The following is a 25,001-nucleotide window of genomic DNA, read 5'->3' as shown; positions in this document are numbered from 1 at the left end:
GGGTGTTTGCCCCCCCCCCCCTGGCGGGGCACCTGCCGGGGGGGCCCTCCCCCCCCCGCCCCCCCCCACCAAAGGCCGAAAGGCCTTTGGAAACCGGGACTTGGGGTGTGTGCTATTCGGCCGGGGCGGGTACCGCGCGGGCGGAGGATGCGGCCTCGCGCGGGAGCAACAGCGCCGCGGACAGCATGACCACCGTCAGCCCGGCCAGGATCGCGAACAGCACCCCTGCCCCACCGGCACCATCCGCATAGGCCCAGGCGACCAGGTTCACCCCCAAAGGCGCGGCGGCGAAGCCCATCGCGAACTTCATGCCGAAGGCCAGGCCACGGCGGCGGCCCGAGGAATAGCGGGCGAGCAGCAGGTTCTCGACCGGCGCCGACATGTCGAAGGTGAAGCCGATCACCGCGGCCGCCACGACCGCGGCCGGCCCGCCGAGCGCGCCCGCGACCGCCAGCGGCAGCAACTTCAGCGCGAAGGTCGCGACATAGAGCCACTTGAAGGGCAGCCGGTCCGCCAGCCTTCCGCCGACCAGCTGCCCCACGCTGCCCGCCAGCAGCGTCGCCCCGACCACGAAGCCCAGCTGGGCGGCCTCCCCGGCATCGAGGCCGAGACTGTCGCTGAGCCATTTCGGCAGGGCCGTCGAGAAGGCGGCGTAGACGACCGAGCCCAGCGAGAAGGTCACCGCCAGTACCACCAGCACGCCCATCGGCGCCCGGTTGTCGGGCGCCGTCGCCGTGCCGGGCGCCGCCGTCACGGTATGCGCCGGCGCGGCGGCCACGCGCCCGCCGGCGATCGCGAGCACCAGCAACACCCCGCCCGCGATCGTCACGAGGCCCGGCACGATCAGCGCCGCGCGCCAGCCCGCGACTTCCGCCAGCCCGCCCGCGATCACGGCGGCCAGGGCAACCCCGATCGACCCGGCGATGCCGAGCCATCCCATGATCCGTCCCCGGATCGCGATGGGCGCGGCCATCGAGACCCAGGCCATGCCGACCGGATGGTAGATCGCGCCGAACAGCCCGACCGCGCCCAGCGCGACGGCCATGCCCGACGGGCCGCTGACCATCCCCGCCGCGACGGCCGAGGCACCGATGCCCAGGTAGAAGACCGCCATCATCCGCGCATGGCCGAAGCGGTCCGCGAGCCAGCCCGCCGCCGGCGCCCCGAGGCCGACCATCATCGCGCCCACGGTCCAGAGCGGGATGATCTCGGCATAGGGCTTCTCCCACACCCGCTCGAGGATGACCGCGAGGGTGAGGAAGACGCCCGTCAGCACGTGGTGCAGGAAATGACCCGCCGAGGCGAAGAGGACCGTCAGGCGCGCCTGGGGCGACACCCTATTGCGCCGCCGCCTGGACGCCAGCGACGCGGGTGCGCGTGCGGAGCGTGACGAATTCCTCGGCCGCGGTCGGGTGGATGCCGATGGTGCGGTCGAAATCCTGCTTGGTCGCCCCCATGCCCACGGCGATGCCGATGCCCTGCATGATCTCTGCGGAATCCTCGCCCAGCATATGGGCGCCGAGGATCTTCTGCGTGCTCTGGCAGACCACCAGCTTCATCAGCGTCCGACGGCCCTCGCGCTTGCTGATGGTGTGGCGCATGGGGGTGAAGCGGGTGACGTAGACGTCGACGGGGCCGCGGGCGGCGGCCTCGGCTTCGGTCAGCCCGACCGTCGCGATGGGCGGCGACATGAAGACGGCGGTCGGCACGTTCTCGTAGGACGCCTTGCGCGGGTTCTTGCCGAACAGCGTATCGGCGAGCGCATGGCCGACCGCCGTCGCCATCGGCGTCAGGTTCACGCGGTCGATCACGTCCCCGATCGCATAGATGTGGGGCACCGCGGTGCGGTGCTCGTCATCGACCGGGATGCCGGTGCCCGGGCGGACATCGAGCCCGGCCTTGTCGAGCCCGAGGCCTGCCGTGTTGGGCTCGCGGCCGGTGCAGAAGAACACCGCGTCGGCCTCGCGCATGAAGTTGTCGGACTTCGAGACCATCAGGTGGTCGCCCACCTTCGCGATGCGCGTCGGCGCCACGTCGGGGTTGAGGCGGATGCCTTGCGCGGCAAGCGCCTCGGCCGCGGCGGCGCGGACGTCCTCGTCGAAGCCGCGCAGCGGCAAGGGGGCGCGGTAGATCAGGTCCACCTCCGCGCCGAGGCCGCGCAGGATGCAGGCGAACTCCACGGCGATGTAGCCGCCGCCGATGACGATGGCGCGCTTCGGCAGCGCCTGCAGCGTGAAGAGGTCGTCCGAGATCAGGCCGAGCTCGGCACCTGGGATCGGCAGGCGCGTCGGCGTGCCGCCGACCGCGATGACGATGCGCTCGGCCGTGACGCGCTTGCCGCCGACGTCGATCGTGTGCGGATCGACGAAGGTCGCGCGCGCGTCGAAGGAGGTGACGCCGGCGCCGGCCAGCAGCTTGCCGTAGATGCCGGAGAGGCGCGTGACCTCGGCATCGCGGGCGGCGGCGAGCTTCGCCCAGTCATGGCCGGCGACCGTCATGTCCCAGCCGAAGGCCGCAGCCTCCTGCGCCCAGCCACCGTATTCGGCCGCGTTGACCATGATCTTCTTCGGCACGCAGCCAACATTGACGCAGGTGCCGCCCCAGAAGCGCTCCTCGGCGACTGCGACGCGGGCGCCGTGGCCCGCCGCGATGCGCCCGCAGCGCACACCGGCCGAACCGCCGCCGATGACGAAGAGGTCGAAGTCGTATGGCATCGGTATCCCCCGCGGGTCCGGCCCCGCCCATCCATCGCTTGAGTTAGTGGGTCGCGGCGCGGGCGGCAATGCGAAGCCGCCGCCCGGGCAGGCATACGCTCAGCGCGCCACTTCCATGACCAGCGCGCGGCTTGGGGCTTCGAAGGGACCGTCGCCGAAACGCGCGGCGATCTCGGCCGCGACGGCATCGGTCGCGACGGCCAGGGCGTCGGGACCGAAGGCCTCGATCTCGGCGCGCATCGGCGTTCCCTGGCAAAGCGCGACGGCGGCGCTGCGGGCCGAGGCAGCGCGGCCGATCTGCGTCACCCTCTCGACCTCGATCGTCTCCCAGCCCGCCGCGCGCAGGTCGCGCTCGATCGCCCCGGCGTCGAAGTGGCCATGGGGCGTCCGCTCCAGGAACCAGCTCCCGGCGGGCGTGAAGAGTCGCGACAGCGCCCGGAGCGCCGCATGGGCGACGGGCGCGTGGTCGACGCGGTCCCAGGTGCTGAACAGGAAGCGCCCCGCCGGCCGCAGCACGCGGCGGGCCTCGCGATAGGCGGCGACGCGGTCGGGGAAGAACATCGCGCCGAACTGGCAGACGACGGCGTCGAAGGTCGCATCGTCGAAGGGCAGCGCCTGGGCATCGGCTTGGCGGAAGGCGACGCGTTCGAGCCCCGGCTTGCCCATGGCATGGTCGAGCATCGGCTGATTGAGGTCCGTCGCCGTGATCGCGACGGCCGGCGGCAGTGTGTCCACCAGGGCCGCGGTGACGATCCCGGTGCCCGCCGCCGTCTCCAGCACCGCGCCTTCGCGCAGGCCGGAGAGGCGCCGGGCGACGTCCCGGGCAAAGGGTTCGAAGAAGAGCGGACCCATGTGGCGGTCGTAATTGGCCGGCACCGAACCGGCGAAAACGGCGTCAGGTGTCGACATGCGTCTCCTCCATGCACCGCGGGAGCGCCCAGTCGGGCGCGCCGACGCAACGGATCTGGGGAAAGACCGACCGGCTTCCAAGATGGCACGATTTTGCGAATACGTCGCAATCGCATTATCATCACGCCATGTTCCGCCGCCCCCGCCCCCCGAAGCCGGTTCGCCGGCGCGTGACCTTCGACGAGATCCGCGCCGCGAGCCCCGAGGCGCTCGCCGCCGCCTTCGCCGCCCCGCCGCAGGAGGCCGCCCCTTGGGTCGAAGCGGCCGCGAAGTACGGCATCGCCCGGGCCATGGTCTTCTGGGGCCAGATGCTGCTCGACGGCGTCGCGGGCGCCGCGCCCGACCGGCCGGCCGCCGCAGCCTGGTTCCGCGCCGCGGCCGAGGCCGGCGAGGTGGAGGGCATGAACATGTTCGGCCGGTGCCTCGAGAATGGCTGGGGCGTCGCCGAGGACCAGGCGGCGGCGGCCCTGTGGTTCCGGCGCGCCGCGGAGGCCGGGCTCGATTGGGGTCAGTACAACCTCGGCAACATGCATTTCGGGGGGCGTGGCGTTCCCGAGGACCGCGCGGAAGCCCTGCGCTGGTATCAGCGAGCGGCGGCGCAGGGCCATGCCAAGTCGATGAACATGGTGGCGCGATACCTCGAGGAAGGATGGGAGGTCCCGCGCGATCCGGCCGCCGCGGCGCGGCTCTACGCTGCGTCGGCCGGGCGCGGGGATTTCCGCGGGCAGTTCAATCTCGGCGCGCTGCTGGCGGCGCATGGCGAGGTGGACGCCGCAGCACGGTGGTTCCGCACCGCCGCGCAGGGCGCGCATGCGGCCTTTCGTCGCAGCATGGCGCTGCGTCTTGCCGAGCGTCCCGAACCGGAACTCAGGGCGATCGCCGGAGAGATCGCGGCGACCGGCGGTCGGGACGGCCTGCCCCGGCCATGACAGGCGCGGCCTTCCCCGCGTTGGTCGCGTCGCCCGGCCTCAGCCCATCGGAGAGCAGAGTTCGACCAGGGCGCCATTCGGATCGCGAACATACCCGACGTCCTGTCCCCAGGGCTTCCGGGTCGGCCGCGCCGCGGGGGCCGCTCCGGCGGCGACCGCGCGGTCGAAAGCCGCGCCGACGTCCTCGATGACGAAGGCGATCTCCATGCCGGGCGGGGGTTCGCCAGGCCGGGTGCGGCGGAAGGCGGTACCCTGCTGCTCGATCATGGATTCGGCGACGAAGGCGAGGACGGTCGTCCCGGTCTCCATCTCGGCGTAGGTGCCGCTCTCATGCACGAAGCGTGTCCCGAGGCCGAAGGCGGCGGTGTAGAAGGCGACCGCCTCCCCGACATCCGGCACGTAGAGGATGACGTAGCCCAGCTTCATGGGGCCGGCCTCCGTGGCACGACCAGGCGCGGCGTGAAGCGCTGCACGTCCTCGCCATGCTGGTTCAGGGTGCGGATGCGCAGGACGGCGGAGCCCCGATCGGGTCGCGAGCGGGAGGGCGTCGCCTCCACCACCTCGATCTCGACCGAGAGGCTGTCGCCCGCGCGGACCGGCCGCGGCCAGAGCAATTCGCCGCCGCCGCCGATCACGCCATCGGCGATGTGGCCGATCGCCGCGATCACGAGCGGCATCGACAGGGCTGCCGTGTGCCAGCCGCTCGCGGCAAGTCCCCGGAACAGGGGATGTGCCGCAGCCGCACCGGGATCCGTGTGGAATGGCTGCGGGTCGTAGCGGCTGGCGAAGGCGATGATCTCCGCCTCGGTGACCGTCACCGGGCCGGCGGTGAAGCGCCGGCCCGGGGTCAGGTCCTCGAGGAAGAGGACTTCGCTCACGTGCCGATGCCGCCCAGGGCCAGGTACTTCACCTCGAGATACTCCTCGATGCCCATGTGGCTGCCTTCGCGGCCGAGGCCGGACTGCTTGAAGCCGCCGAAGGGCACTTCGGCCGTGGAGATGATCCCCTCGTTGATGCCGATGATGCCGTATTCGAGGCCTTCGGCGACGCGGAAGATGCGCCCGACGTCGCGCGCGTAGAAGTAGGCGGCGAGGCCGAACTCGGTGTCGTTGGCCAGCCTGATCGCTTCCTCTTCCGTCTTGAAGCGGAAGAGCGGCGCGACCGGGCCGAAGGTCTCCTCGCCGAAGATCTTGGCGCCGCGCGGCACGTTGGCGAGCACGGTCGGCTCGAAGAAGTTGCCGCCGCGCGCGTGGCGCTTGCCGCCGGTGACGATGGAGGCACCCTTCGCCAGCGCGTCGGCGATGTGTTCCTCGACCTTCGCGACGGCGTCGGCGTTGATGAGTGGACCCTGGGTCACGCCGGGTTCCATGCCCGGACCGACCTTCAGCCCTTCGACCGCTTCCTTCAGCTTCTTGGCGAAGGCGTCGTAGACGCCGTCCTGCACCAGGATGCGGTTGGCGCAGACGCAGGTCTGCCCCGTGTTGCGGTACTTGGACGCCATCGCGCCCTGCACCGCCTGATCGAGATCCGCATCGTCGAAGACGATGAAGGGCGCATTGCCGCCGAGTTCCATCGAGGTCTTCTTGATGGTCGCCGCGCATTGCGCGAGCAGCACGCGGCCGACCTCGGTCGAGCCGGTGAAGGACAGCTTGCGCACGATCGGGTTGCCGGTGAGTTCCTTGCCGGTCTCGCCCGACGGCCCGGTGATGACGTTGCACACGCCCGCCGGCATGCCGGCGCGTTCGGCCAGCACGGCGATGGCCAGCGCGCTGAACGGCGTCTGCGAGGCCGGGCGGATCACGCCCGTGCAGCCCGCGGCCCAACCCGGGCCGGCCTTGCGGGTGATCATGGCCGAGGGGAAGTTCCACGGCGTGATCGCGGCGAAGACGCCGATCGGCTCCTTCGTCACGATGATGCGACGGCCCTTGGCGTTCTGCGGGATGGTCTCGCCATAGACGCGGCGGCCTTCGTCGGCGAACCATTCGATGAAGGAGGCGGAGTAGACGACTTCGCCCTTGGCCTCGGCGAGCGGCTTGCCCTGCTCGGCCGTCATGATGGCGGCGAGGTCGTCGGCATTCTCGTGCATCAGCTTCGCGAGCTTGTGCAGGATGACCGCGCGGTCCTTGGCGAGCATGGCGCGCCAGGCGGGCCAGGCGGCGTTGGCGGCCTCGATGGCGCGGCGCGTCTCGGCCTGGCTCATGGCAGGAACGTTGCCGATCACCTCGCCGGTGGCGGGGTTGCGCACGGCGATGGTCTTGCCGCTGTCGGCCTGCACCCACTTGCCGTCGATGTAGTTGGCCTGGCGGAACAGGTCCGCATCCTTCAGCGGCACCTTGGCGATGGCATCGAGCATGGCGGTCCCTCCTCTATACGCGGCGGAACATAGGCCCGCCGGGACCCGCTGTCAGGGTGGATCGGCATCGCCGAACATCGCGAGCACGCGGCTCGCCGTGGTGCCGATATGGTCGCGCAGGGCCTGCTGCGCCGCGGCATCGCGCGCCAGGACCAGGTCGGCCAGCGCCTGGTGGGCGGCTGCCATGCGCTGCCAGTCGGGCGTGACGGACTTCATCAGGCGACGATACCGCGTCGTCTGCATGTAGAGCTCGTCGCAGAAGGCGCGCAGCGAGACGAGCGGACAGGCGGCGATCAGCGCGCGGTGGAAGCGGTGGTGCTTGGCCTCGTAGACGTCGAGCCAGGATTCCTCCTGGGTGCGGCGTTCCACCTCCCGCTTCAGCAGCGAGAGGCTCGCGACGATCTCGTCCTCCCAGGCCGCGCCGCCGGCTTCCATGGCGAGGCGCAGCGCCTCGGGTTCCACGAACTGGCGGGATCGCGTGATGTCGAGCAGGTGGGCGCGCGTGACCGGAGGGACGGAGAAGCCCTTCTGCCCTTCGAAGACGACGAAGCCCTCGGCGGCGAGGCGGGAGAGCGCCTCGCGCAGCGGCGTCGCGCCGTAGCCGGTGCGGGCGGCGAGGTCGCGCAGGCGCAGCCGCGCCTCGGGCGGCAGGGCGCCGGCGACGATCTCCTCCCGCAGGCGATGCGTGGCGGCCTCGACGGCGGTGGCGGGGGCGGCGTCCATCGTGAAAATATATTTCATCTTGCCATGTCGATCAACGCGCGCATGATCGACGCCATTCGGGAGCAAACGGAGCGTCCATGGCCCAGCGCGATGCCACCCACGACCTTGCGCGGAAGAGCTGGGTCGCCTCGGCGAATACGCCGGGGACGGATTTCCCGGTGCAGAACCTGCCGCTCGGCGTGTTCAGCACCGATGGCGCGGCGCCGCGCTGCGGGGTGGCGATCGGGGACCAGGTCCTCGACCTGAAGGCGGCGCACGGTGCGGGGCTGGTGAGCAACCCGGCGGCCGCCGCGAACTCCCTTGGCCCGCTGATGACGGAAGGACGGCGCGCCTCGGCGGCGCTGCGGGCGGAGGTCTCGGCGCTGCTGTCCGAAGGCGCGCCATCGCGCACCGACCTGCTGGTCCCGATGGCGGCGGCGCGGATGCACCTGCCGACGACGGTGCGGAACTTCTCGGACTTCATGGCGTCCTATGATCATTGCGCGCGGCTCGGCGTGCGGCGCGACCCGAAGAACCCCCTGCCTCAGGCCTTCCGGCAGTTGCCGGTCGCCTACCATTCGCGCGCTTCCTCGGTGCGCGTCAGCGGCGAGGCGATCACCCGCCCGCATGGCCAGTGGCAGCGCCAGGACGGGACGATGCATTTCGGCCCGACCGAGGCGATGGACTACGAGCTCGAGATGGCGGTCTGGATCGCCGGGGACAACGCGATCGGCGAGCCGGTGCCGATGTCCAGCGCGCCCGATCGCATCTTCGGCTACGGGCTGCTCAACGACTGGTCGGTGCGCGACGTGCAGCGCTGGGAGATGCCGCCGCTCGGGCCGTTCCTCGGCAAGAGCGTGTCGACCTCCGTCTCGGCCTGGATCGTCACCGCCGAGGCGCTCGCGCCCTTCGAGGTGCCCGCGCCGGCCCAGGAGCCGCCTGCCCTGCCCTATCTCGACAGCGCCTGGAACCGGTCGAACGGGGCGCTCGCGGTGCGGATGACGGCGGCGATCCTCACGCCGCGGATGCGCTCCGAAGGCGCGGCACCCTTCGTGCTGACCGACACGCAGTTCGCCGGCATGTACTGGACCGCGGCGACGATGGTCGCGCACCACGCGTCGAACGGCTGCAACCTGCTCGCGGGCGATTTGCTCGGCAGCGGCACCGTCTCGGGCCCGGAGGAGACGGCGCGCGCCTGCCTCGCCGAGATCGGCCTGACCGGCGCCGTCACGCTGCCGAATGGCGAGACGCGGCGCTGGATCCAGGACGGCGACGAGATCGTCTTCCGCGCCCGCGCCGAGGCGCCCGGCGCCGTGCCCATCGGCTTCGGCGAATGCCGCGGGGTGCTGAACCCCGCCATCGCCTGGCCCGCCTGAGTCAACCAAGCAACAGGACACGCCCCATGCCCCGTCGCATCGTCGACATCTCCGTCGCGCTGAAGGCCGGCATCGCCAGCGACCCGCCGCGCATGCTGCCGGAGATCGAGTATCACGATCACCACATGACCGCCCCGGCCATGGCGCAGGAATTCGGCATCCCGATCGACGCGCTGCCGGAAGGCGAATACGCGGCGGTCGAGCGTGTGCGGATCAGCACGCATAACGGCACGCATCTCGATGCGCCCTACCACTTCTTCTCGCGCATGAATGAGCGCCTGGTGCCCGGCGGCGAACCCTCCTGGCGGATCGACGAGGTGCCGCTCGACTGGTGCTTCCAGCCGGCCGTCAAGCTCGACTTCCGCCATCTGCCGGACGGGTATGTCGCGACGCCGGAGGACGTGCAGAAGGAACTCGCGCGCATCGGGCACACGCTGAAGCCGCTCGAGATCGTGGTGGTGAACACGCGGGCTGGCAGCCGGTACGGGCAGGACGACTACATCCATTCGGGTTGCGGCGTGGGCAAGGCGGCGACGCTGTGGCTGCTGGAACAGGGCGTGCGGGTGACGGGGACCGATGGCTGGTCCTGGGACGCGCCCTTCTCGCTGACCAAGAAGAAGGTGACCGAAAGCGGCGATGCCTCGCTGATCTGGGAAGGGCACCGCGCGGGGCGCGAGATCGGCTACTGCCACATGGAGAAACTGAGCAACCTCGAATCCCTGCCCGCCGACGGCTTCATGATCGCCTGCTTCCCGGTGAAGGTGCATCGCGGCTCCGCCGGCTGGACGCGGGCCGTCGCGATCTTCGAGGCGTGAGACCGATGCGCCGCGCCCTTCTCGCCCTCGCGTTCGCCGCGCCGATCGCGGCGACGGCGCAGACCTTCCCCGACCGGCCGATCACCATCGTGCTGCCCTATGCGCCGGGCAGCGCGTCCGATGCCTATGGCCGCGCGCTCGGCGAGCATTTCACCCGCCTGATGGGCCAGCCCGTGGTGCTGACCAACCGCGACGGCGGATCGGGTGTCGTCGGGATGCGCTTCGTCGCGCAATCCGCGCCCGATGGCCACACACTCGGCCTGACGCCGGTTACGCCCGTGGTCGTGCAGCCGCACATGGTGCGCAACCTCGGTATCGGGCCGGACAGCTTCGCGCCGGTCTGCGGCACCAACGAGAACGTCATCGGCGTGCTCGTTTCCGCCCAGAGCCCGATCCGCGACCTGCCCGCGCTCGTCGAGGAAGGCCGCAAACGCAGCCTGACCTTCGGCAGCCCGGGGCCGAATTCCCTGCCGCAGCTCGCCGTCGTGCGCGTGACGCGCGCGACGGGCGTCGAGTTCAGCCACATCCCGTTCCGGGGCGACCCGCCGCACCTCAACGAGTTGATCGCCGGACGGATCGACTTCTCCGCCGCGGTGGTCGCCTCGGCGAGCGGGCTGATCGACGGCGACCGAGTGCGCCTGATCGCGGTGTTCTCGGCCCGGCGGCATCCGGACTACCCGAACGTGCCGACGGCGCGGGAGCAGGGCATCGACGCGCAGCAACTCAGTCAGGTCGGGATCTACGCGCCGCGCGGCACGCCCGAGCCGGTGCTCGCGAAGCTCGAGGAAGCCTGCCGCACGGGGACGGAGGACGAAGCCTTCCGCCGCGTCGCCGCCGCCCGCCGCGTGCCGGTGAACTACATGTCGCGTGCCGACTTCACCGCCATGGTCCACAGCGAATACGAGGCCTATGGGCGGATCCTGCGCGAACTCGGCGTGCAGCCCGAATAGCGCCACGGCGCCGCCGTTCTCAGGACGGCGGCGCGCCCTGCCAGACGACATGGCCGCGGATCGCGGGCGGGTTGTCCCGCGTCCAGCCATGCTTCGCCGCGAAGGCCCGCATGGCCTCGAAGCCGGCGCGCCAGGACTCGGAGCCGGACTGGCCCGAGGCCGCCATCAGCCAGTCGACCGAGACCCAGGCGTGGTCCTGGCCTTCGAAGGCCAGGACGCGGTCCAGCGCCAGGTCCGCAAGCGCCGCCGGATCGGCTGCCGCGACGATGCTGAAGCGCTTGAGATCCTCGACCGCCGTCAGCCGCGGCGGCTGGTCCGGCGCGATGTGAACCTCCATCGGCTCACTCCACCGTCACGCTCTTCGCCAGGTTCCGCGGCTGGTCGACATCCGTGCCCTTCAGCACCGCGACGTGATAGGCGAGCAACTGCACCGGGATCGCGTGCAGGATGGGCGCGGAGAAGGCGCCGACGCGCGGCAGCACCACCACGCGTTCGGCGAAACGGGCGAGCTTCTGGGCGCCGAGATCGTCGGTGAAGGCCATGATCCGGCCGCCGCGCGCCGCGGCTTCCTGCAGGTTCGACGCCGTCTTCTCGAACATCGGGCCCGAGGGGCACAGCGAGATCACCGGCACCGCACTGTCGATCAGCGCGATCGGCCCGTGCTTCATCTCGCCCGCGGCATAGCCCTCGGCATGGATGTAGCTGATCTCCTTGAGCTTCAGCGCGCCTTCCATGGCGATCGGATAGAGCGTCCCACGGCCGAGGAACAGCACGTCCCGCGCCTTGGCGACCTCGGCCGCCATGGCGCGGATCTCGGCATCCCGCTCCAGCACCAGCGCGGCATTGCCCGGGACTTCCAGCAGCGCGGCGGTCAGCTTGGCTTCGTCCGCAACGGAAATCGTGCCGCGGGCACGGCCGAAGCCGATCGCGAGACAGGCCAGCACGGCAAGCTGCGCAGTGAAGGCCTTGGTCGACGCCACGCCGATCTCGGGACCGGCGACCGTCAGCACGGCGCCGTCGGCCTCGCGCGCCATGCTGCTTTCGGGCACGTTCACCACGGCCACTACCTTCTGCGCCTGGGCGCGCAGCAGATGGAGCGCCGCCATCGTATCGGCGGTCTCGCCGGACTGGCTGACCAGCAGCGCCGCCCCGCCTTCGGGCAGCGGCGGCTGACGGTAGCGGAACTCGCTCGCGACATCGGCGTCCACCGGGATGCGCGCCAGCTGCTCGATCCAGTAGCGCCCGACTAGGCCCGCGAGGAAGGCGCTGCCGCAGGCCGTGATGGTCATGCGCGGCACGATGGCGGGATCGAAGGGCAGCGGCGGCAGCGTCACGCTGCGCGTCCTGGGGTCGAGGTACTGCGTCAGGGTGTCCCCGAGCACCACGGGGTGCTCGTGCAGCTCCTTCTCCATGAAGTGGCGATAATTGCCCTTGCCGGTCGCGGCGCCGGAGACGGCGGTCAGCCGGATCTCCCGCTGCACCGGCTTGTCCGCCACATCGAAGAAGCGCGCGCCGGCATCGTCGACCACGGCCCAGTCGCCTTCCTCGAGATAGGCGATGCGGCGCGTCAGCGGGGCGAGCGCCAGCGCGTCGGACCCGACGAACATCTCGCCTTCCCCGAAGCCGATCGCGAGCGGCGCGCCCTGCCGGGCACAGATCAGCGTCCTTGGATGCCCGGCGAAGATCATCGCCAACGCATAGGCCCCATGGGCGCGCTTCAGCGCTTCGGCGGCAGCGCGTTCCGGCGAGGCGCCGTCGAGCAGCTTCTGGTCGACCAGACGGGCGAAGGTCTCGGTGTCGGTGTCGGTCTCGAAGACCTGGCCCTGCGCCTCGAGTTCCGCGCGGAGCTCGGCATGGTTCTCGATGATGCCGTTGTGCACGACGGACACGCGCGGCGTGCCGTGCGGATGCGCGTTGCGCTCGGTCGGCGCGCCATGCGTCGCCCAGCGGGTATGCGCGATGCCGGTGGTGCCGGGCAGCGGGTTCGCGTCCAGCACGGCGGCGAGGTTGGCGAGCTTGCCCTCGGCGCGGCGGCGGTCGATGTGGCCATTGACCAGGGTCGCGATGCCCGCGCTGTCATAGCCGCGGTATTCCAGGCGGCGGAGCGCCTCGAGGAGGCGCGGCGCAGCCGCTTCGCGCCCGACGACGCCGACGATCCCGCACATGCCCTACTTCCCCTTCTTGCCCTTGAAGCCGCGGCCCTCGAAGACCGACTGGCGGCCGCGCGCGATGGCGAGCGCATCGTCCGGCACGTTCGAGGTGATGACGCTGCCCGCACCGATCAGCGCGCGCGCGCCCACCTTCACCGGCGCGACGAGGGAGGTGTCGCTGCCGATGAAGGCGCCCTCCCCGATCTCGGTCCGGTGCTTCTTCACCCCGTCGTAGTTGCAGGTGATGGTGCCGGCGCCGATGTTGGCCCCGGCGCCGATCGTCGCATCGCCCAGGTAGCTGAGGTGGTTCGCCTTCGCACCTTCACCCAGCGTCGTGGCCTTCAGTTCCACGAAGTTGCCGACATGGGCACGCGGCTCGATCACGGCGCCGGGCCGCAGCCGCGAAAAGGGGCCGATCTCGGCATGGCGGCGGACGATGCATTGCGTCAGGTGGCTGAAGGAATGGATCAGCGCGCCCTCCTCGACCGTCACGCCGGGGCCGAAGAAGACGTTGGGCTCGATCACCGTATCGGCACCGAGGCGCGTGTCCCAGGACAGGAACACCGTCTCGGGTGCGATCATGGTCACCCCGGCGTCGAGGGCCGCGGCACGCAGCGCGGCCTGCACCTCGGCCTCGGCCCCCGCCAGTTCCGCCTTGCTGTTGATGCCGCGCAGCTCCGCCTCGGGGGCTTCCACCGCGCGGACGCTGCGGCCCTCGGCGCGGGCGAGCGCGACGACGTCGGTCAGGTAGTACTCGCCCTTGGCGTTGTCGTTGCGCACGGCCGCGAGCCAGCGGAACAGGTCCGGCGCCCGGGCGCAGACCACCCCCGCATTGCACAGGCCGATGCCGCGTTCGTCCTCGGTCGCGTCGGCCCATTCGACGACGCGCTCCACCATGCCGTCGGCCCGCGTGACGACCCGTCCGTACCGGCCCGGGTCGACGGGACGCATGGCGAGCAGCACGAGGTCGGCCTCGGCGCGCGCCGCCTGCAGGCGCGCGAGCGTCGCCTCGGAGATCAGCGGGTTGTCGCCGTAGAGGATGGCGACGTCGCCGTCATGGCCGCCCAGTTGCGGGCCGGCCTGCAGCGCCGCATGCGCGGTGCCGAGCCGTTCGCGCTGGACGGCGACGGCATGCGGCGCGACCGCGGCCTCGAGGTCCGGCATGTCGGGGCCGACCACGACGACGACGCGACCGAAACGCGCTTCGACCGCCTGCAGCAGGTGGCGGATCATCGGGCGCCCGGCGATCGGATGCATGACCTTGGGACGCGGGGACCTCATGCGAGTGCCGAGGCCGGCGGCGAGGATGACGGCGGCGTGGGTCATGAAGACCGGGTAACGCGCCGTGCCGCGCCGCGTCCAGCGCGACGCGCGTCAACATCCTTTGCCGGATGTATCGAAGCACCCGTGAAGCGCATGGCCGATCCCCTGCCCGGCCGGATGCTGGCGACATGGTGGTTACGTGCCCGTGAAGGCTTGCCCGTCGTGCCGGCCCGTCCTACGCCCGCACGATGAGCAAAGTGGTGGTCTTCGACCTGGACGGCACGCTGCTGGACAGCGCGCCCGACATTCATGCAGCGGTGAACCGCGTCATCGGCCGGCGGGGCCTCGCGCCCTACAGCCTCGATGAGGTGAAGGCGATGATCGGTGACGGCGTGAAGGTGTTGACCGAACGCTTCCTCGCCGGCCGCGGCCGGGCCTACGACCAGGCCTGCCATGACGAGTTGGTGGCCGACGAGGACATCCGATCCGCGCGGCTGACCGCGCCCTTCGAGGGCATCGCGGAGGTGCTCTCGGCGCTGGAGGCCGAGGGCTGGAGGCTGGCCGTCTGCACCAACAAGCCGGAAGGGCCGGCGCGCGAGTTGCTCGCCTCGCTGGGTCTCGGCGGGCGTTTCGCGGCCATCGGCGGGGGTGATTCCTTCCCCGTCCGCAAGCCGCATCCGGACCATCTGCGGGCGACGCTCGCGGCCGCCGGCGGGGTGCCCGAGACCGCGGTCATGGTCGGCGACCATCGCAACGATGTGATGGCGGCCTCCGGTGCCGGCGTCCCCTGCATCTTCGTCGCCTGGGGCTACGGTCCGGTCGCGATGGCGGATGGCGCACCGGTCGCCGCGCGCCCGGCCGACCTGCCCGGGCTGGTCGCGACGCTACGGCCCTGACGGGCCGAGGCGCACCAGGTCGAGCCGCATCGCGCCGAGGATCGTCGAGGGGAACTCGACCCTGAGTGGCATCGGCGGGGCGCCGGCGCGCAGGACGGCGATCCAGGCCTCGGCCTCCCGCGGGCGGCCCGCCTGCGCGGGATCGTCCCCGCGCCGGAAGCCCGCGACGAGGCGGCTTTCCAGTCGGCAGCGCAGGGCTTCCCCGGTCAGGCCAGGGATCGGCGGCGCGCCCGTGCCCAGTGTGCGGGAATTCCATTCCAGGCGTCGCCGTCCGTCGAAGACGGCCCCCGACAGGTCGCAGCGGCCCGTCGCATCGGCGTTGCGTGCCAGCCGCACCAGGGCCGAGAGGGTGTCGATCGTCCCGTCGCGCTGTTCGGGCGTGACCGGCAGGCGGTCGGGTTCCTCGCGCGGCTCGAGGACGGCGAGCCGGGGCGCGCCCCCCATGTACTCCAGCACCGTCCGCCGCGGGCTGCCCCGCCACTCCCCTTCGGACATGTAGCGGAAAGGCTGGACGTCGCGGCCGGTGAGACCGCCGACCGCCTCGGCCCGCTGTTCCCGCGGCAGGAAGAATCGACCGATGCCGCGCGAGCGCGACAGGCTGGTGACGCGGTAGCGGTCGTCGGAGAGATCGATGCTGAGCTGTACGTCCATGACCGTGATGCCGGTCTGGGACAGGGCGTAGGTCGCCTCGATCGGCTCGGCGCGCGCCGCGCCGGCGCCCAGGGCAGCGAAGGCAAGCGCAGCGGCGACGCGGCGGGGCATGCGGCACAACATGGCGTATCGCGGTCCCGAGGCAAGTGGCGGCCGCTTGACACCCCAGGTTCCGGCTTCTATGTCCGCGCTCCCTGGTCGGGCGCGTAGCTCAGCGGGAGAGCATTCGCTTCACACGCGAAGGGTCACAGGTTCAATCCCTGTCGCGCCCACCATCCTTCCCGAACATCGATGTAGGTTCCGGCAGCGGCCGGCTGCGGCTTCGTGTCCGGCGGCCGGACGGCGGAACGCCGCCGCAGAGTGCGCGGCGGCGTCCGTTGCAGGTCAGCGCGGCGCGGCCGGAGCCGCAGGCGCCGCGCCCGGCGCGGCGGGCGGCTGGCCCGGTCCACGCGGGCCGCGGGGGCCGTCCGGGCCGGGGCCCCGGCGGCGGACCTCGTCCCGCGTCAGCGCCCCGTCCGCATTGGCGTCGAGGGCGCGGAAGGCGGCCTCGGCCATCGGGCGCAGCTCCTCCATGGTGATCCGGCCATCGAGGTTGGCGTCGATGAAACGGAACATCACCAGGCTGCGCTGCTGCATGCGTTCGCGCATCGCCTCGGGAGGCTGGCGGCGGCCTTCGGGGCGGCGGGCCTCGTAGTAGGCGCGCAGTTCATCGACCGTGACGGCGCCGTCCTTGTTGGCGTCGATCTCGGTGAAGCGGGCCTGGACCCAGGCCATCGCCTCGTCCCGCGTCACCCGGCCGTCATTGTTCGCGTCGGCCCGGGCGAAGGCCTCGCCCATCGCGAAGCCGTCGCCGCCGCGTGGGCCGTGATGGTGGTAGCCCGGGCCCATCATGCCCATGCCGGGGCCGCCCGGCGGGGGACCGCCCGGGCCCGGCTGAGCCAACGCCAAGCCGGCAGTCCCGGCCATCAGGGCCGCGGTCAGGGCCGCGATCGTCGTTTTCCGCATGGTTTGCGTCCTCTTTAGAGGCGGCACCTTGCCGCTGGGGACAAGATGCCGCCCCCCCTGTAACAGCCGCATTGCGCGGGCCGCTTGACAGGGTGAGGAAGCGTAACCCGATCGTGGTCAGGGTGTGCCGGGTTCGCCCAGGTCCCACCACATTCCTGCGAAGGCCAGGATGCCTTCCCGCGCCGGGGCGATCAGGAAATGCTCGTCCGGGCCGTGCTGCTTGCAGCCATTGTAGGAATGCGGGACCCAGACCAGCGGCACATGGAGGTGGTCGACGAAGACGTCGCCCGGCAGGCCGCCCGAGGAATTCGGGATGATCTGCACCTTCTTCCCCAGCGAGGCCTGCATCGAGGCCTGCGCCCAGCGCACCCAGGGGTGGTCCGGATCGGTGCGGGAAGCCGGCATGCGCAGCCCCGCATTCTCCACCGCGATGTCCTGGAAGCCGTTCGCGTCGAGGTGCTCGCGGATCGCCTTGCCGAAGGTCGCGGGGTCGCTGTCGACGGTGTAGCGGATCTGCATGTGGGCTCGCGCCTCGGGTGCCACGGCATTCACCGGGTTCTCCGGCCGGCCGGAGATCATCGCCAGCACGATCAGGCTGTTCCAGCCGTAGATCTTCTCGGCGGCCGACAGGCCCGGCTCGCCCCAGCCGGCATCGATGGTGGCCGCGCCGTCGCCGCCGCCGACCGGGCAGCCATCCAGCACCGCCCGCACGGAATTGGAGAGCGCCGGCGGCAGGATTCCGCGCACCAGCACCTTGCCGTTGCGGTCCATCATGGTGGTCAGCGCGTGCGCGAGCAGGATCGCCGGGTCGCGCGTCAGCCCGCCCCAATGGCCCGAATGCACCCCGCCGGGGCGCAGCTTCAGCGCCAGGTCGAAGTGGAAGGTGCCGCGGGTGCCGGTCGCGATGGTCGGGATGCCGGGTTCGACGCGCGGTCCGTCCGAGGCGATCAGCACGTCGGCCTTCAGCTCCTCCGCATGCGCGGCGACGAAGTCGCGCAGGCCGGTGGAGCCGCGCTCCTCGGCCATCTCGAGCACGATCTTCACGTTGAAGCCGAGCTTGCCGCCGCGTTCCGCGATCACCGCTTCCAGCGCGGCGATGTTCAGCGCGTGCTGGCCCTTGTTGTCGGCCGTGCCGCGGCCGTACCAGCGGTCCCCTTCCTCGATCAGCTTCCAGGGCTCGAGGCCCTTCCGCCACTGGTCCTCGAGGCCGCGCACCGTGTCGCCGTGGCCGTAGAGCAGGACGGTCGGGCGCGACGCATCCTCGATGCGCGCGGCCGTCAGGATCGGGCCGAAGCCGGCGCGCGGATTGGGCCGCACCTGCACCGCGAAGCCGAGCCGTTCCAGCCACGGCCGGATGGCGCCGTTGAGGTAGCGGTCGAGATCCGCCTCCCGCCCTTCCTCCTGCGCGGTGGAGGGGATGGCGACGAGATCCGAGAGCAGCGACTTGAAGCCGCCGCCGTCGAAGAAGGAAGCGGCGCGGGAAAGGGCACCGTCACGCGTGGCCATGGTCTCGCGCTCCTCAGACGATCTGGTTCACGAGGGTCGCCTCGCCACGCTGCATGCGGGCGATGTTCTCCATCATGAAGTCGAGGACGTTGTCCTCGTACATGTGGGTCTCCCCGCCGGTGTGCGGGGTGATCAGGACGTGCGGCATGTCCCACAGCGGGCTGGTCGCCGGCAGCGGCTCGTCGGCCGTGACGTCGAGGGCGGCGCCCTTGATCTTGTGCGCGGCGAGCGCGGCGGTGATCGCCGCCTCGTCCACCACGCGCCCGCGGGCGACGTTGATGACCTGCGCCGTCGGCTTCAGCAGGCCGATGGCCTCGGCATCGATGAGCCCGCGGGTCTCGTCGGTCAGCGGGCAGGCCAGGATCAGGAAATCCGCGCGCGGCAGCAGCGGCTTGAGGTCGCGGAAGGAATGCACCTCGTCCGCGCCCTCGGCGCCGCCCGACACGTCGCGGCGCACGCCGACGACCTTCATGCCGAGTGCCTTGCACAGCCGCGCGATGCGGCCGCCGATGCGGCCCAGGCCCACGACCACGGCGGTCTTCCCGCCCGCCTCGTCCTCGCGCTTGCTGAAGTCGCCCATCATGCCGCGCCAGACGTGCTTCGCCTGGTTGTCCCGCGCCTCGGGGATGCGGCGCAGCAGGGCGAGCATCAGCGCGATCGCGTGCTCGGACACCGCATTGGCGTTGATGCCCTGGCCGCTGGCGAGGCGGATGCCGGCCTTCTTCAGCACGTCCCGGTCATACTGGTCGGTGCCGGCGGAAGCCGACTGCACGAATTTCAGCTTCGGCGCGATCTGCGGCAGGTCGTTGCGCCACATGCCGGAGCAGACGAGCACGTCGGCCTCGGCGACCTTCGCGTCGAGTTCCTCGCGCGAGCGCACCTCGACGAAGCGGATGCCGGTGTTCCGCAGCGCGAAGCGGTCCCCGAAGCGATAGGCGACATGGGCGAAGCAGAGGGTGAGCTGATCGCGCGGCGGCAACATGGATGAGGATCTCCCGAACCGGATTCGGGCGCGACCGTGACCCCCGAGGCGCCGCGGCGCAAGGGGCCGGCGCGCGGTTCAGCGCGTGCGCGTGGTCGCCCCGGTGGCGGAGGCGCCCCCCCCGCCACTGCTACCCCCGGTACCGCCCAGCGCGACGGCGAGTGCCGCCGCGCCGACGAGCGCAACGGCCACGGCGGCTGTCGGTGCGGTCAGCGTGTCGGCCGATTCGGCGGTGACGATGCGGCGCTGGGCGCGGGTGGCGGGCGCGATGCTGGGGCGTGGGGCGGCCTGGCCGCGCGGGGCGATGACCACACCGGGGCCGGCCGGGACGACGACGGTCTGCATCTGCGCGGCGGCGGGCGCCGCGATCGAAAGCGCAAACATCGCCAGTAAAATTCTACCCATGGTGGAATTCGTATCATGCCGCCATCGCGGCGGACAAGGCTCTCAGCCGCGCAGCGTCTGCCAGTCGCCGTCCTTGGCGCGGGCGGCGACTTCCTCGACCAGCAGGTCGAGCACCGCCTGGGTTGCCCGCCCCGGCGCGCGGTCGGGCGGCTGGGCAAGGACCACCTGGCGGCGGATCGCCGGACGGATCAGCGGCGCGACGAGCATGCGGCCTTCCGCTTCCTCCCGCCGGATCGAGGAACGGGGCAGGATGGCGAAGCCCAGGCCGCAGACGACCAGGTCCTTCAGGACCAGGAAGGAATCCGCCTCGTGCCGCAGGTTCAGCGGCACGCGCGCGCGGGCGGCCGCGCCCTCGACGATCGCGCGCAGGCCGTGGGGGCGGCTCGGCAGCACCAGCGGCAGGCGCGCGGCGGCGGCCAGCGCCACCGGCTGGTCGGGCGCCAGGCCGCTGCCGGCGGGGCCGGCGAGGACGAGTCCTTCGACGAACAGGTCCTGGGCCGGGAGGTGGAAATCCGTCGCCGGGCCGTAGAGCAGCGTCGCATCCGTGGCGCCGCGCTGGAGCCATTCGATGAGGTGGCCCGTGTAGCCCTCGACCACGCGGAGCGAGACCTCGGGATGCCGTTCCGCGACCCGACGCGCGAGGGGCCCGGCCAGCACGGCGGCGACGGTCGGCATCATGCCGAGCGCGACCTGGCCGGCGACCGTGCCGGCCAGGGCCCGCACCTCGACCACCGCGCGTTCCAGTTGCCGCATCGGCCCGGCGACGCGGGCGAGAAGTTCCCGCCCAGCATCGGTCAGCGCCATGCCGCGGCCATGGCGGATGAAGAGGGGCAGACCGGCCTCGGCCTCGAGCAGCCGGATCTGCCGGGACAGCGCCGGCTGGGCGATACGCAGCCGGTCGGCGGCGCGGCTCAGCGAGCCGGCCTCGGCGATCTCCCGGAAGGTCCTGAGCTGCCGGAGGTCCATGCCCGCACTCATAACAAACTGCGATGGATGCTATCCCTGCTTGCGAATTCCGGGAAGGCACTCACCGCCGCATAACCCCCGTCATCCGAGATGCGGGAGAGGCTTCCATGGATGGTTCGGCTCCGGCCCCGGCGGCGCTCGCCTGGCCTGATGCGATCTTCGCCGAGTTGCAGCGCTGGGGCGTGCGCCAGGTGGCCTATGTGCCGGACGGCGGCCATGCGCGGCTGATCCGCGCCGTCCATGCCGAACCGACCATGCGCGCCATCCCGCTGACGACCGAGGAGGAGGGCATCGCCGTCCTCGCCGGCGCGGCGCTGGGCGGGCAGCGGGGCGTGCTGCTGATGCAGTCCTCGGGCGTCGGGAACTGCGTGAACATGCTCTCGCTGGTGAAGAGCTGCGGCTTCCCTTTCCTCGCGCTGGTGACGATGCGGGGCGAGTGGGGCGAGTTCAATCCGTGGCAGGTGCCGATGGGCTCCACCACCGAGGCCGCCTTCGGCCTAATGGGTGTCGGCGTGCGCCGCGCCGACCGGGCGGAGGAGGTCGCCGAGACCGTCGCCGCCGCCGCGCGGATGGTCTTCGAGGGCGGCAGCGCGGTCGCCGTGCTGCTGGGCCAGCGCCTGATCGGCGCCAAGGTGTTCTGAGGGAGATGACCATGCTCGACAGGCGGGATGTGGTGGCGCGGCTGCTGAAGGATCGCGACGAGGCGCTGGTGATCACCGGGCTCGGGGCGGCGACCTATGACGTGGCGGCGGCCGGCGACGATGCGCGCAACTTCTACCTCTGGGGCGCGATGGGCGGCGCGGCGCTGATGGGGCTCGGCCTCGCGCTCGCGCGGCCGGACAGGCCCGTGGTGGTCATCACCGGGGACGGCGAGCAGCTGATGGGCATCGGCGCCTTCGCGACCATCGCGGTGCAGGCGCCGGCGAACCTGACAATCGTGGTGCTGGACAACGGGCTCTATGGCGAGACCGGCGGGCAGCGCAGCCACACCAGCGGCGGGACGGACCTCGCCGCCGTGGCACGCGGCTGCGGCATCGCGGCGGCGAGCCGCGTGACGGACCAGGCCGGCGTCGAGGCGCTGGCCGCGACCATCGCAAAGCCCACCTGCGGGCTGCGTGTCGTCGTCATCGCGGTGGACCCGACCGAGGCGCCGCGGGTGCTGCCGTCCCGCGACGGGGCCTATGTCCGCGGGCGGTTCCAGGCCGCCCTCGGCCTCGCCGCCTGACCGCCTTGTCAGCCCCGCCGACGGGGCCTAATCCCACCGGCTACGGGAGAAAACCGATGGACATGCAGACGTCGACCGACAGCCACGCCGAGATCCGCGAGGAAGTGCGCAAGCTCTGCGCCCGTTTCCCCGGCGAATACTGGCGCGAGCTGGACCAGCGCCGCGGCTACCCGACCGAATTCGTCACCGCGCTGACCGAGGCCGGCTGGCTCGCCGCCCTGATCCCCGAGGAATACGGCGGGTCGGGCCTGCCGCTGTCGGCGGCCGCCGCGATCCTCGAGGAGATCCACGCCTCGGGCTGCAACGCCGCCGCCTGCCACGCCCAGATGTACACCATGGGCACGGTGCTGAAGCACGGCAGCGAGGAGCAGAAGCGCAAGTACCTGCCCAAGATCGCGACCGGCGAGCTGCGCCTGCAGGCCTTCGGCGTGACGGAGCCGACCTCGGGCACCGACACCACGGCGCTGCGCACCTTCGCCAAGCGCGAAGGCGACAGGTTCATCGTCAACGGCCAGAAGATCTGGACGTCCCGCGCCGAGCACTCCGACCTGATGCTGCTGCTGGCGCGCACCACGCCGCGCGACCAGGTGAAGAAGAAGACCGAGGGGCTGTCGACCTTCCTGGTCGACATGAAGGCGGCGCTCGGCAAGGGCCTGACCATCCGCCCGATCCGCACGATGATGAACCACAATTCGTGCGAGGTCTTCTTCGACAACATGGAAGTGCCGGCGGAGAACATGGTCGGCCAGGAAGGCCGCGGCTTCCGCTACATCCTCGACGGCATGAACGCCGAGCGGATGCTGATCTCGGCCGAGTGCATCGGCGACGCCAAGTGGTTCATCAACAAGGCGGTGGAGTATTCCAAGCAGCGCGTGCTGTTCGGCCACCCGATCGGCAAGAACCAGGGCGTGCAGTTCCCGATCGCCAAGGCCTATGCCGCGATGCGCGCGGCCGAAGCACTGCTGCAGCAGGGGCTGAAGAAGTTCGAGGCCGGCCTGCCCTGCGGCGAGGAAGCGAACATGGGCAAGATGCTCTGCGCGGACGCCGCCTGGATGGCGGCCGAGGCCTGCATCCAGACCCATGGCGGCTTCGGCTTCGCCGAGGAATACGACGTCGAGCGCAAGTACCGCGAATGCCGCCTGTACCAGGTGGCGCCGATCAGCACGAACCTGGTGCTGTCCTATATCGGCGAGCACGTGCTGGGGATGCCGCGGAGCTACTGACCATGGCGCGCGAACCGGTGCCGGTGGCCATCGCCTACGACTTCGATGGCACGCTGGCGCCGGGCAACATGCAGGAACATGTCTTCCTGCCGAAGCTGGGCCTCGACGCCGCGTCCTTCTGGGCGCGGTCGAACGTGCTGGCCGAGGAGCAGCAGGGCGATCCGATCCTGACCTACATGCATCGCATGCTGGTCGAGGCCGCCGCCGCCGACATTCCGATGCGGCGCGAGGATTGGGCAGCGCATGGCGCGGGCATCACGCTGTTCCCCGGCGTCGAGACCTGGTTCGACCGCATCGATGCCGCCGCGTCTGTGCGGGGCCTTGCGGTCGAGCACTACGTCATCTCCTCGGGCCTGCGGGAACTGATCGAGGGGACGTCGATCCGCAAGCATTTCCGCGCCGTCTTCGCCTCCGGCTTCCTCTACAACGCATCGGGGGCCGCCATCGCGCCGGCGATCGCGGTGAACTACACGACCAAGACGCAGTACCTGTTTCGTATCAACAAGGATGCGCTGGACCTCGCGGACAACACCGCGGTCAACGCCTACCGCCCGCCGGAGGATCGCCGCGTCCCTTTCACCAACATCATCTTCGTGGGCGACGGGGAGACGGACATCCCCTGCTTCCGCATGGTGAAGGAACAGGGCGGGCATTCCATCGCCGTCCATCCCGCCGGCGACGCGAAGCGCGCCGAGCGGACGCGCAAGCTAATCGCCGAGGGCCGCGTGCATTGCGCCGTGCCCGCCGACTACCGGGAGGGCGCCGAACTCGAACGCCGCGTCCTCGCCATCCTCGACCTGCTCGCCGCGCGCGAGGCGGTCACAGCACCCACGCCGGAGAGCGAAGCATGAGCGGACTGCGCCCCCTCGAAGGGCTTCTCGTCGTCGCGATGGACCAGGCGGTGGCCGCGCCCTATTGCGCCTCGCGCCTCGCCGACGCCGGCGCCCGCGTGATCAAGGTCGAGCGGCCCGAGGGCGATTTCGCGCGCGGCTATGACTCGGTGGCGAACGGCCTGTCCTCCTACTTCGTCTGGCTGAACCGGGGGAAGGAGAGCATCTGCCTGGACATCAAGAAGCCTGACGACAAGGCCCTGCTCGAACGCATGATCGCCAAGGCGGATGTCTTCATCCAGAACCTCGCCCCCGGCGCGATGAAGCGCGCGGGCTTCGGCAGCGCCGAACTGCGCGCGAAGCATCCGCGCCTGATCACCGTCGACATCTCGGGCTATGGCGAGGAAGGCGACTACGCCACCATGAAGGCCTACGACCTGCTGGTGCAGGCGGAAACCGGCCTCGCCTACGTGACCGGGCGCGCGGAAGGGCCTGGGCGCGTCGGCGTCTCGGCCTGCGACATCGCCTGTGGCATGCATGCCTACACCGCGGTGCTCGAGGCGCTGCTGTCGCGCGGCATCACCGGCCAGGGGCGCGGGATCGCGGTGAGCCTGTTCGACGGCATGGCGGACTGGATGTCGGTGCCGCTGCTGCAATACGAAGGCACGGGGAAGAACCCGCCGCGCATCGGCCTCGCGCATCCGTCCATCTGCCCCTACGGCGCCTTCCAGACCAAGGACGGGCACGACGTTCTGATCGCGATCCAGAACGAGCGCGAATGGGCGTCCTTCAGCGCCCATTTCCTCGACGAGCCCGACCTGCCGCAGAAGCCGGGCTTCACCGTGAACAACGACCGCGTGGCGCACCGCCCGATGGTGGACGCGCATATCCAGGCGATGTTCGCGACGCTGACGCGCGAGGACTGCGCCGCGAAGCTGCGCAAGGCCAATACGGCTTACGGCTTCGTCAACGATTGCGGCGGCCTGCAGAAGCATCCCGTGCTGAAGCGCAAGCCGGTCCAGACGGAAAAGGGCCCGGTGCAGATCGCCCTGCCCGCCGCGCGACTGTCGGATGGCGAGCGCCCCTTCGGCCCGGTGCCCTCGCTCGGCCAGCACAGTGCGGCGATCCGGGCCGAATTCTCGGCCTGAGTC

Annotated in this window: 26 protein-coding genes and 1 tRNA gene; 11 read left to right on the top strand and 16 right to left on the bottom strand. The window is 71.2% G+C overall.

Going from position 1 to position 25,001, the window contains the following annotated elements; genetic code table 11:
- Positions 1-112 precede the first annotated feature (112 nt).
- From GWK16_RS20435 to GWK16_RS20425, 3 genes are all read right to left on the bottom strand, one after another.
- Positions 113-1,336 (bottom strand): MFS transporter, encoded by a 1,224-nt coding sequence (locus GWK16_RS20435; RefSeq protein ID WP_170055807.1) that lies wholly within the window; start codon positions 1,334-1,336, stop codon positions 113-115.
- A 1-nt stretch (position 1,337) separates the two neighbouring features.
- Positions 1,338-2,714 (bottom strand): glutathione-disulfide reductase, encoded by a 1,377-nt coding sequence (gene gorA / locus GWK16_RS20430; protein ID WP_170055806.1) that lies wholly within the window; start codon positions 2,712-2,714, stop codon positions 1,338-1,340.
- A 99-nt stretch (positions 2,715-2,813) separates the two neighbouring features.
- Positions 2,814-3,623 (bottom strand): class I SAM-dependent methyltransferase, encoded by an 810-nt coding sequence (locus GWK16_RS20425; RefSeq protein WP_170055805.1) that lies wholly within the window; start codon positions 3,621-3,623, stop codon positions 2,814-2,816.
- 170 nt (positions 3,624-3,793) lie between these two features.
- On the opposite strand from GWK16_RS20425, the gene GWK16_RS20420 reads away from it, so the two are divergent.
- Positions 3,794-4,552: an SEL1-like repeat protein gene (locus GWK16_RS20420; protein WP_170055804.1), complete on the top strand. Its 759-nt coding sequence runs from the start codon at positions 3,794-3,796 to the stop codon at positions 4,550-4,552.
- Between the two features lie 39 nt (positions 4,553-4,591).
- Here the strand turns inward: GWK16_RS20420 and GWK16_RS20415 are convergent, their stop codons facing one another.
- From GWK16_RS20415 to GWK16_RS20400, 4 genes are read right to left on the bottom strand one after another with little or no spacing between them, the layout of a single operon-like run.
- Positions 4,592-4,978 carry a VOC family protein gene (locus GWK16_RS20415; protein WP_170055803.1) on the bottom strand — a complete coding sequence of 129 codons (387 nt, stop codon included), beginning with the start codon at positions 4,976-4,978 and terminating at the stop codon, positions 4,592-4,594.
- Positions 4,975-5,430 carry a MaoC/PaaZ C-terminal domain-containing protein gene (locus GWK16_RS20410; protein ID WP_170055802.1) on the bottom strand — a complete coding sequence of 152 codons (456 nt, stop codon included), beginning with the start codon at positions 5,428-5,430 and terminating at the stop codon, positions 4,975-4,977. The genes GWK16_RS20415 and GWK16_RS20410 overlap by 4 nt, the downstream gene beginning before the upstream one ends.
- Positions 5,427-6,905, bottom strand: coding sequence for an NAD-dependent succinate-semialdehyde dehydrogenase (locus tag GWK16_RS20405; protein WP_170055801.1), 1,479 nt, complete (start codon positions 6,903-6,905; stop codon positions 5,427-5,429). Before GWK16_RS20405 ends, GWK16_RS20410 begins: the two co-directional genes overlap by 4 nt.
- 51 nt (positions 6,906-6,956) lie before the next feature.
- Positions 6,957-7,646 (bottom strand): GntR family transcriptional regulator, encoded by a 690-nt coding sequence (locus GWK16_RS20400; protein ID WP_170055800.1) that lies wholly within the window; start codon positions 7,644-7,646, stop codon positions 6,957-6,959.
- Positions 7,647-7,705: 59 nt separating this feature from the next.
- On the opposite strand from GWK16_RS20400, the gene fahA reads away from it, so the two are divergent.
- From fahA to GWK16_RS20385, 3 genes are read left to right on the top strand one after another with little or no spacing between them, the layout of a single operon-like run.
- Positions 7,706-8,983 carry a fumarylacetoacetase gene (gene fahA / locus GWK16_RS20395; RefSeq protein WP_170055799.1) on the top strand — a complete coding sequence of 426 codons (1,278 nt, stop codon included), beginning with the start codon at positions 7,706-7,708 and terminating at the stop codon, positions 8,981-8,983.
- 26 nt (positions 8,984-9,009) lie between these two features.
- On the top strand, positions 9,010-9,798 hold the full coding sequence (locus GWK16_RS20390; protein WP_170055798.1) for a cyclase family protein: 789 nt from the start codon (positions 9,010-9,012) through the stop codon (positions 9,796-9,798).
- A 5-nt stretch (positions 9,799-9,803) separates the two neighbouring features.
- Positions 9,804-10,748 carry a tripartite tricarboxylate transporter substrate binding protein gene (locus GWK16_RS20385; RefSeq protein WP_170055797.1) on the top strand — a complete coding sequence of 315 codons (945 nt, stop codon included), beginning with the start codon at positions 9,804-9,806 and terminating at the stop codon, positions 10,746-10,748.
- A 19-nt stretch (positions 10,749-10,767) separates the two neighbouring features.
- Here GWK16_RS20385 and GWK16_RS20380 read toward each other — a convergent pair whose 3' ends face one another.
- Genes GWK16_RS20380 through glmU form a run of 3 tightly spaced genes read right to left on the bottom strand, consistent with a single transcriptional unit; the run spans position 10,768 to position 14,224 of the window.
- On the bottom strand, positions 10,768-11,085 hold the full coding sequence (locus GWK16_RS20380) for a hypothetical protein (RefSeq protein WP_170055796.1): 318 nt from the start codon (positions 11,083-11,085) through the stop codon (positions 10,768-10,770).
- 4 nt (positions 11,086-11,089) lie between these two features.
- Positions 11,090-12,913: a glutamine--fructose-6-phosphate transaminase (isomerizing) gene (gene glmS, locus GWK16_RS20375; RefSeq protein WP_170055795.1), complete on the bottom strand. Its 1,824-nt coding sequence runs from the start codon at positions 12,911-12,913 to the stop codon at positions 11,090-11,092.
- Between the two features lie 3 nt (positions 12,914-12,916).
- A complete protein-coding gene (gene glmU, locus GWK16_RS20370; RefSeq protein WP_170055794.1) occupies positions 12,917-14,224 on the bottom strand; it encodes a bifunctional UDP-N-acetylglucosamine diphosphorylase/glucosamine-1-phosphate N-acetyltransferase GlmU in 1,308 nt (435 codons plus the stop codon).
- Between the two features lie 197 nt (positions 14,225-14,421).
- On the opposite strand from glmU, the gene gph reads away from it, so the two are divergent.
- The gene (gph, locus tag GWK16_RS20365; RefSeq protein WP_338144524.1) at positions 14,422-15,057 is read left to right on the top strand and encodes a phosphoglycolate phosphatase; all 636 of its coding nucleotides are present in this window, start codon (positions 14,422-14,424) and stop codon (positions 15,055-15,057) included.
- On the opposite strand, the gene GWK16_RS20360 is transcribed toward gph, so the two are convergent.
- On the bottom strand, positions 15,046-15,819 hold the full coding sequence (locus GWK16_RS20360) for a DUF3108 domain-containing protein (protein WP_170055792.1): 774 nt from the start codon (positions 15,817-15,819) through the stop codon (positions 15,046-15,048). The genes gph and GWK16_RS20360 overlap by 12 nt on opposite strands.
- Positions 15,820-15,908: 89 nt before the next feature.
- On the opposite strand from GWK16_RS20360, the gene GWK16_RS20355 reads away from it, so the two are divergent.
- Positions 15,909-15,983: transfer RNA gene (locus tag GWK16_RS20355), tRNA-Val, on the top strand.
- Positions 15,984-16,092: 109 nt separating this feature from the next.
- Here GWK16_RS20355 and GWK16_RS20350 read toward each other — a convergent pair.
- From GWK16_RS20350 to GWK16_RS20330, 5 genes are all read right to left on the bottom strand, one after another.
- Positions 16,093-16,713, bottom strand: coding sequence for an EF-hand domain-containing protein (locus GWK16_RS20350; protein WP_170055791.1), 621 nt, complete (start codon positions 16,711-16,713; stop codon positions 16,093-16,095).
- A 117-nt stretch (positions 16,714-16,830) separates the two neighbouring features.
- Positions 16,831-18,219, bottom strand: coding sequence for a M20 family metallopeptidase (locus GWK16_RS20345; protein WP_170055790.1), 1,389 nt, complete (start codon positions 18,217-18,219; stop codon positions 16,831-16,833).
- 13 nt (positions 18,220-18,232) lie between these two features.
- Positions 18,233-19,201, bottom strand: coding sequence for a D-2-hydroxyacid dehydrogenase (locus tag GWK16_RS20340; RefSeq protein ID WP_170055789.1), 969 nt, complete (start codon positions 19,199-19,201; stop codon positions 18,233-18,235).
- Positions 19,202-19,279: 78 nt separating this feature from the next.
- Positions 19,280-19,585, bottom strand: coding sequence for a hypothetical protein (locus GWK16_RS20335; protein WP_170055788.1), 306 nt, complete (start codon positions 19,583-19,585; stop codon positions 19,280-19,282).
- Between the two features lie 63 nt (positions 19,586-19,648).
- The gene (locus tag GWK16_RS20330) at positions 19,649-20,572 is read right to left on the bottom strand and encodes a LysR family transcriptional regulator (RefSeq protein ID WP_170055787.1); all 924 of its coding nucleotides are present in this window, start codon (positions 20,570-20,572) and stop codon (positions 19,649-19,651) included.
- A 107-nt stretch (positions 20,573-20,679) separates the two neighbouring features.
- Here GWK16_RS20330 and GWK16_RS20325 point away from each other — a divergent pair, with 107 nt between their 5' ends.
- Genes GWK16_RS20325 through GWK16_RS20305 form a run of 5 tightly spaced genes read left to right on the top strand, consistent with a single transcriptional unit; the run spans position 20,680 to position 24,998 of the window.
- Positions 20,680-21,213 (top strand): thiamine pyrophosphate-binding protein, encoded by a 534-nt coding sequence (locus tag GWK16_RS20325; protein WP_170055786.1) that lies wholly within the window; start codon positions 20,680-20,682, stop codon positions 21,211-21,213.
- Between the two features lie 11 nt (positions 21,214-21,224).
- On the top strand, positions 21,225-21,797 hold the full coding sequence (locus tag GWK16_RS20320) for a thiamine pyrophosphate-dependent enzyme (RefSeq protein WP_248291513.1): 573 nt from the start codon (positions 21,225-21,227) through the stop codon (positions 21,795-21,797).
- A gap of 56 nt (positions 21,798-21,853) precedes the next feature.
- Positions 21,854-23,020, top strand: a complete 1,167-nt coding sequence (locus GWK16_RS20315) for an acyl-CoA dehydrogenase family protein (RefSeq protein WP_170055784.1) — start codon at positions 21,854-21,856, stop codon at positions 23,018-23,020.
- Positions 23,021-23,022: 2 nt separating this feature from the next.
- A complete protein-coding gene (locus GWK16_RS20310; protein WP_170055783.1) occupies positions 23,023-23,871 on the top strand; it encodes an HAD family hydrolase in 849 nt (282 codons plus the stop codon).
- Complete coding sequence (locus tag GWK16_RS20305) at positions 23,868-24,998, top strand: CaiB/BaiF CoA transferase family protein (RefSeq protein WP_170055782.1); 1,131 nt, start codon at positions 23,868-23,870, stop codon at positions 24,996-24,998. The genes GWK16_RS20310 and GWK16_RS20305 overlap by 4 nt, the downstream gene beginning before the upstream one ends.
- Positions 24,999-25,001 lie beyond the last annotated feature (3 nt).

It is taken from the genome of Neoroseomonas marina, assembly GCF_012927745.1.
Classification (GTDB): Bacteria; Pseudomonadota; Alphaproteobacteria; order Acetobacterales; family Acetobacteraceae; genus Neoroseomonas; species Neoroseomonas marina.
Note: the sequence above shows the minus strand (reverse complement) of the source record. Positions and strands in the feature narration are given on the sequence as shown.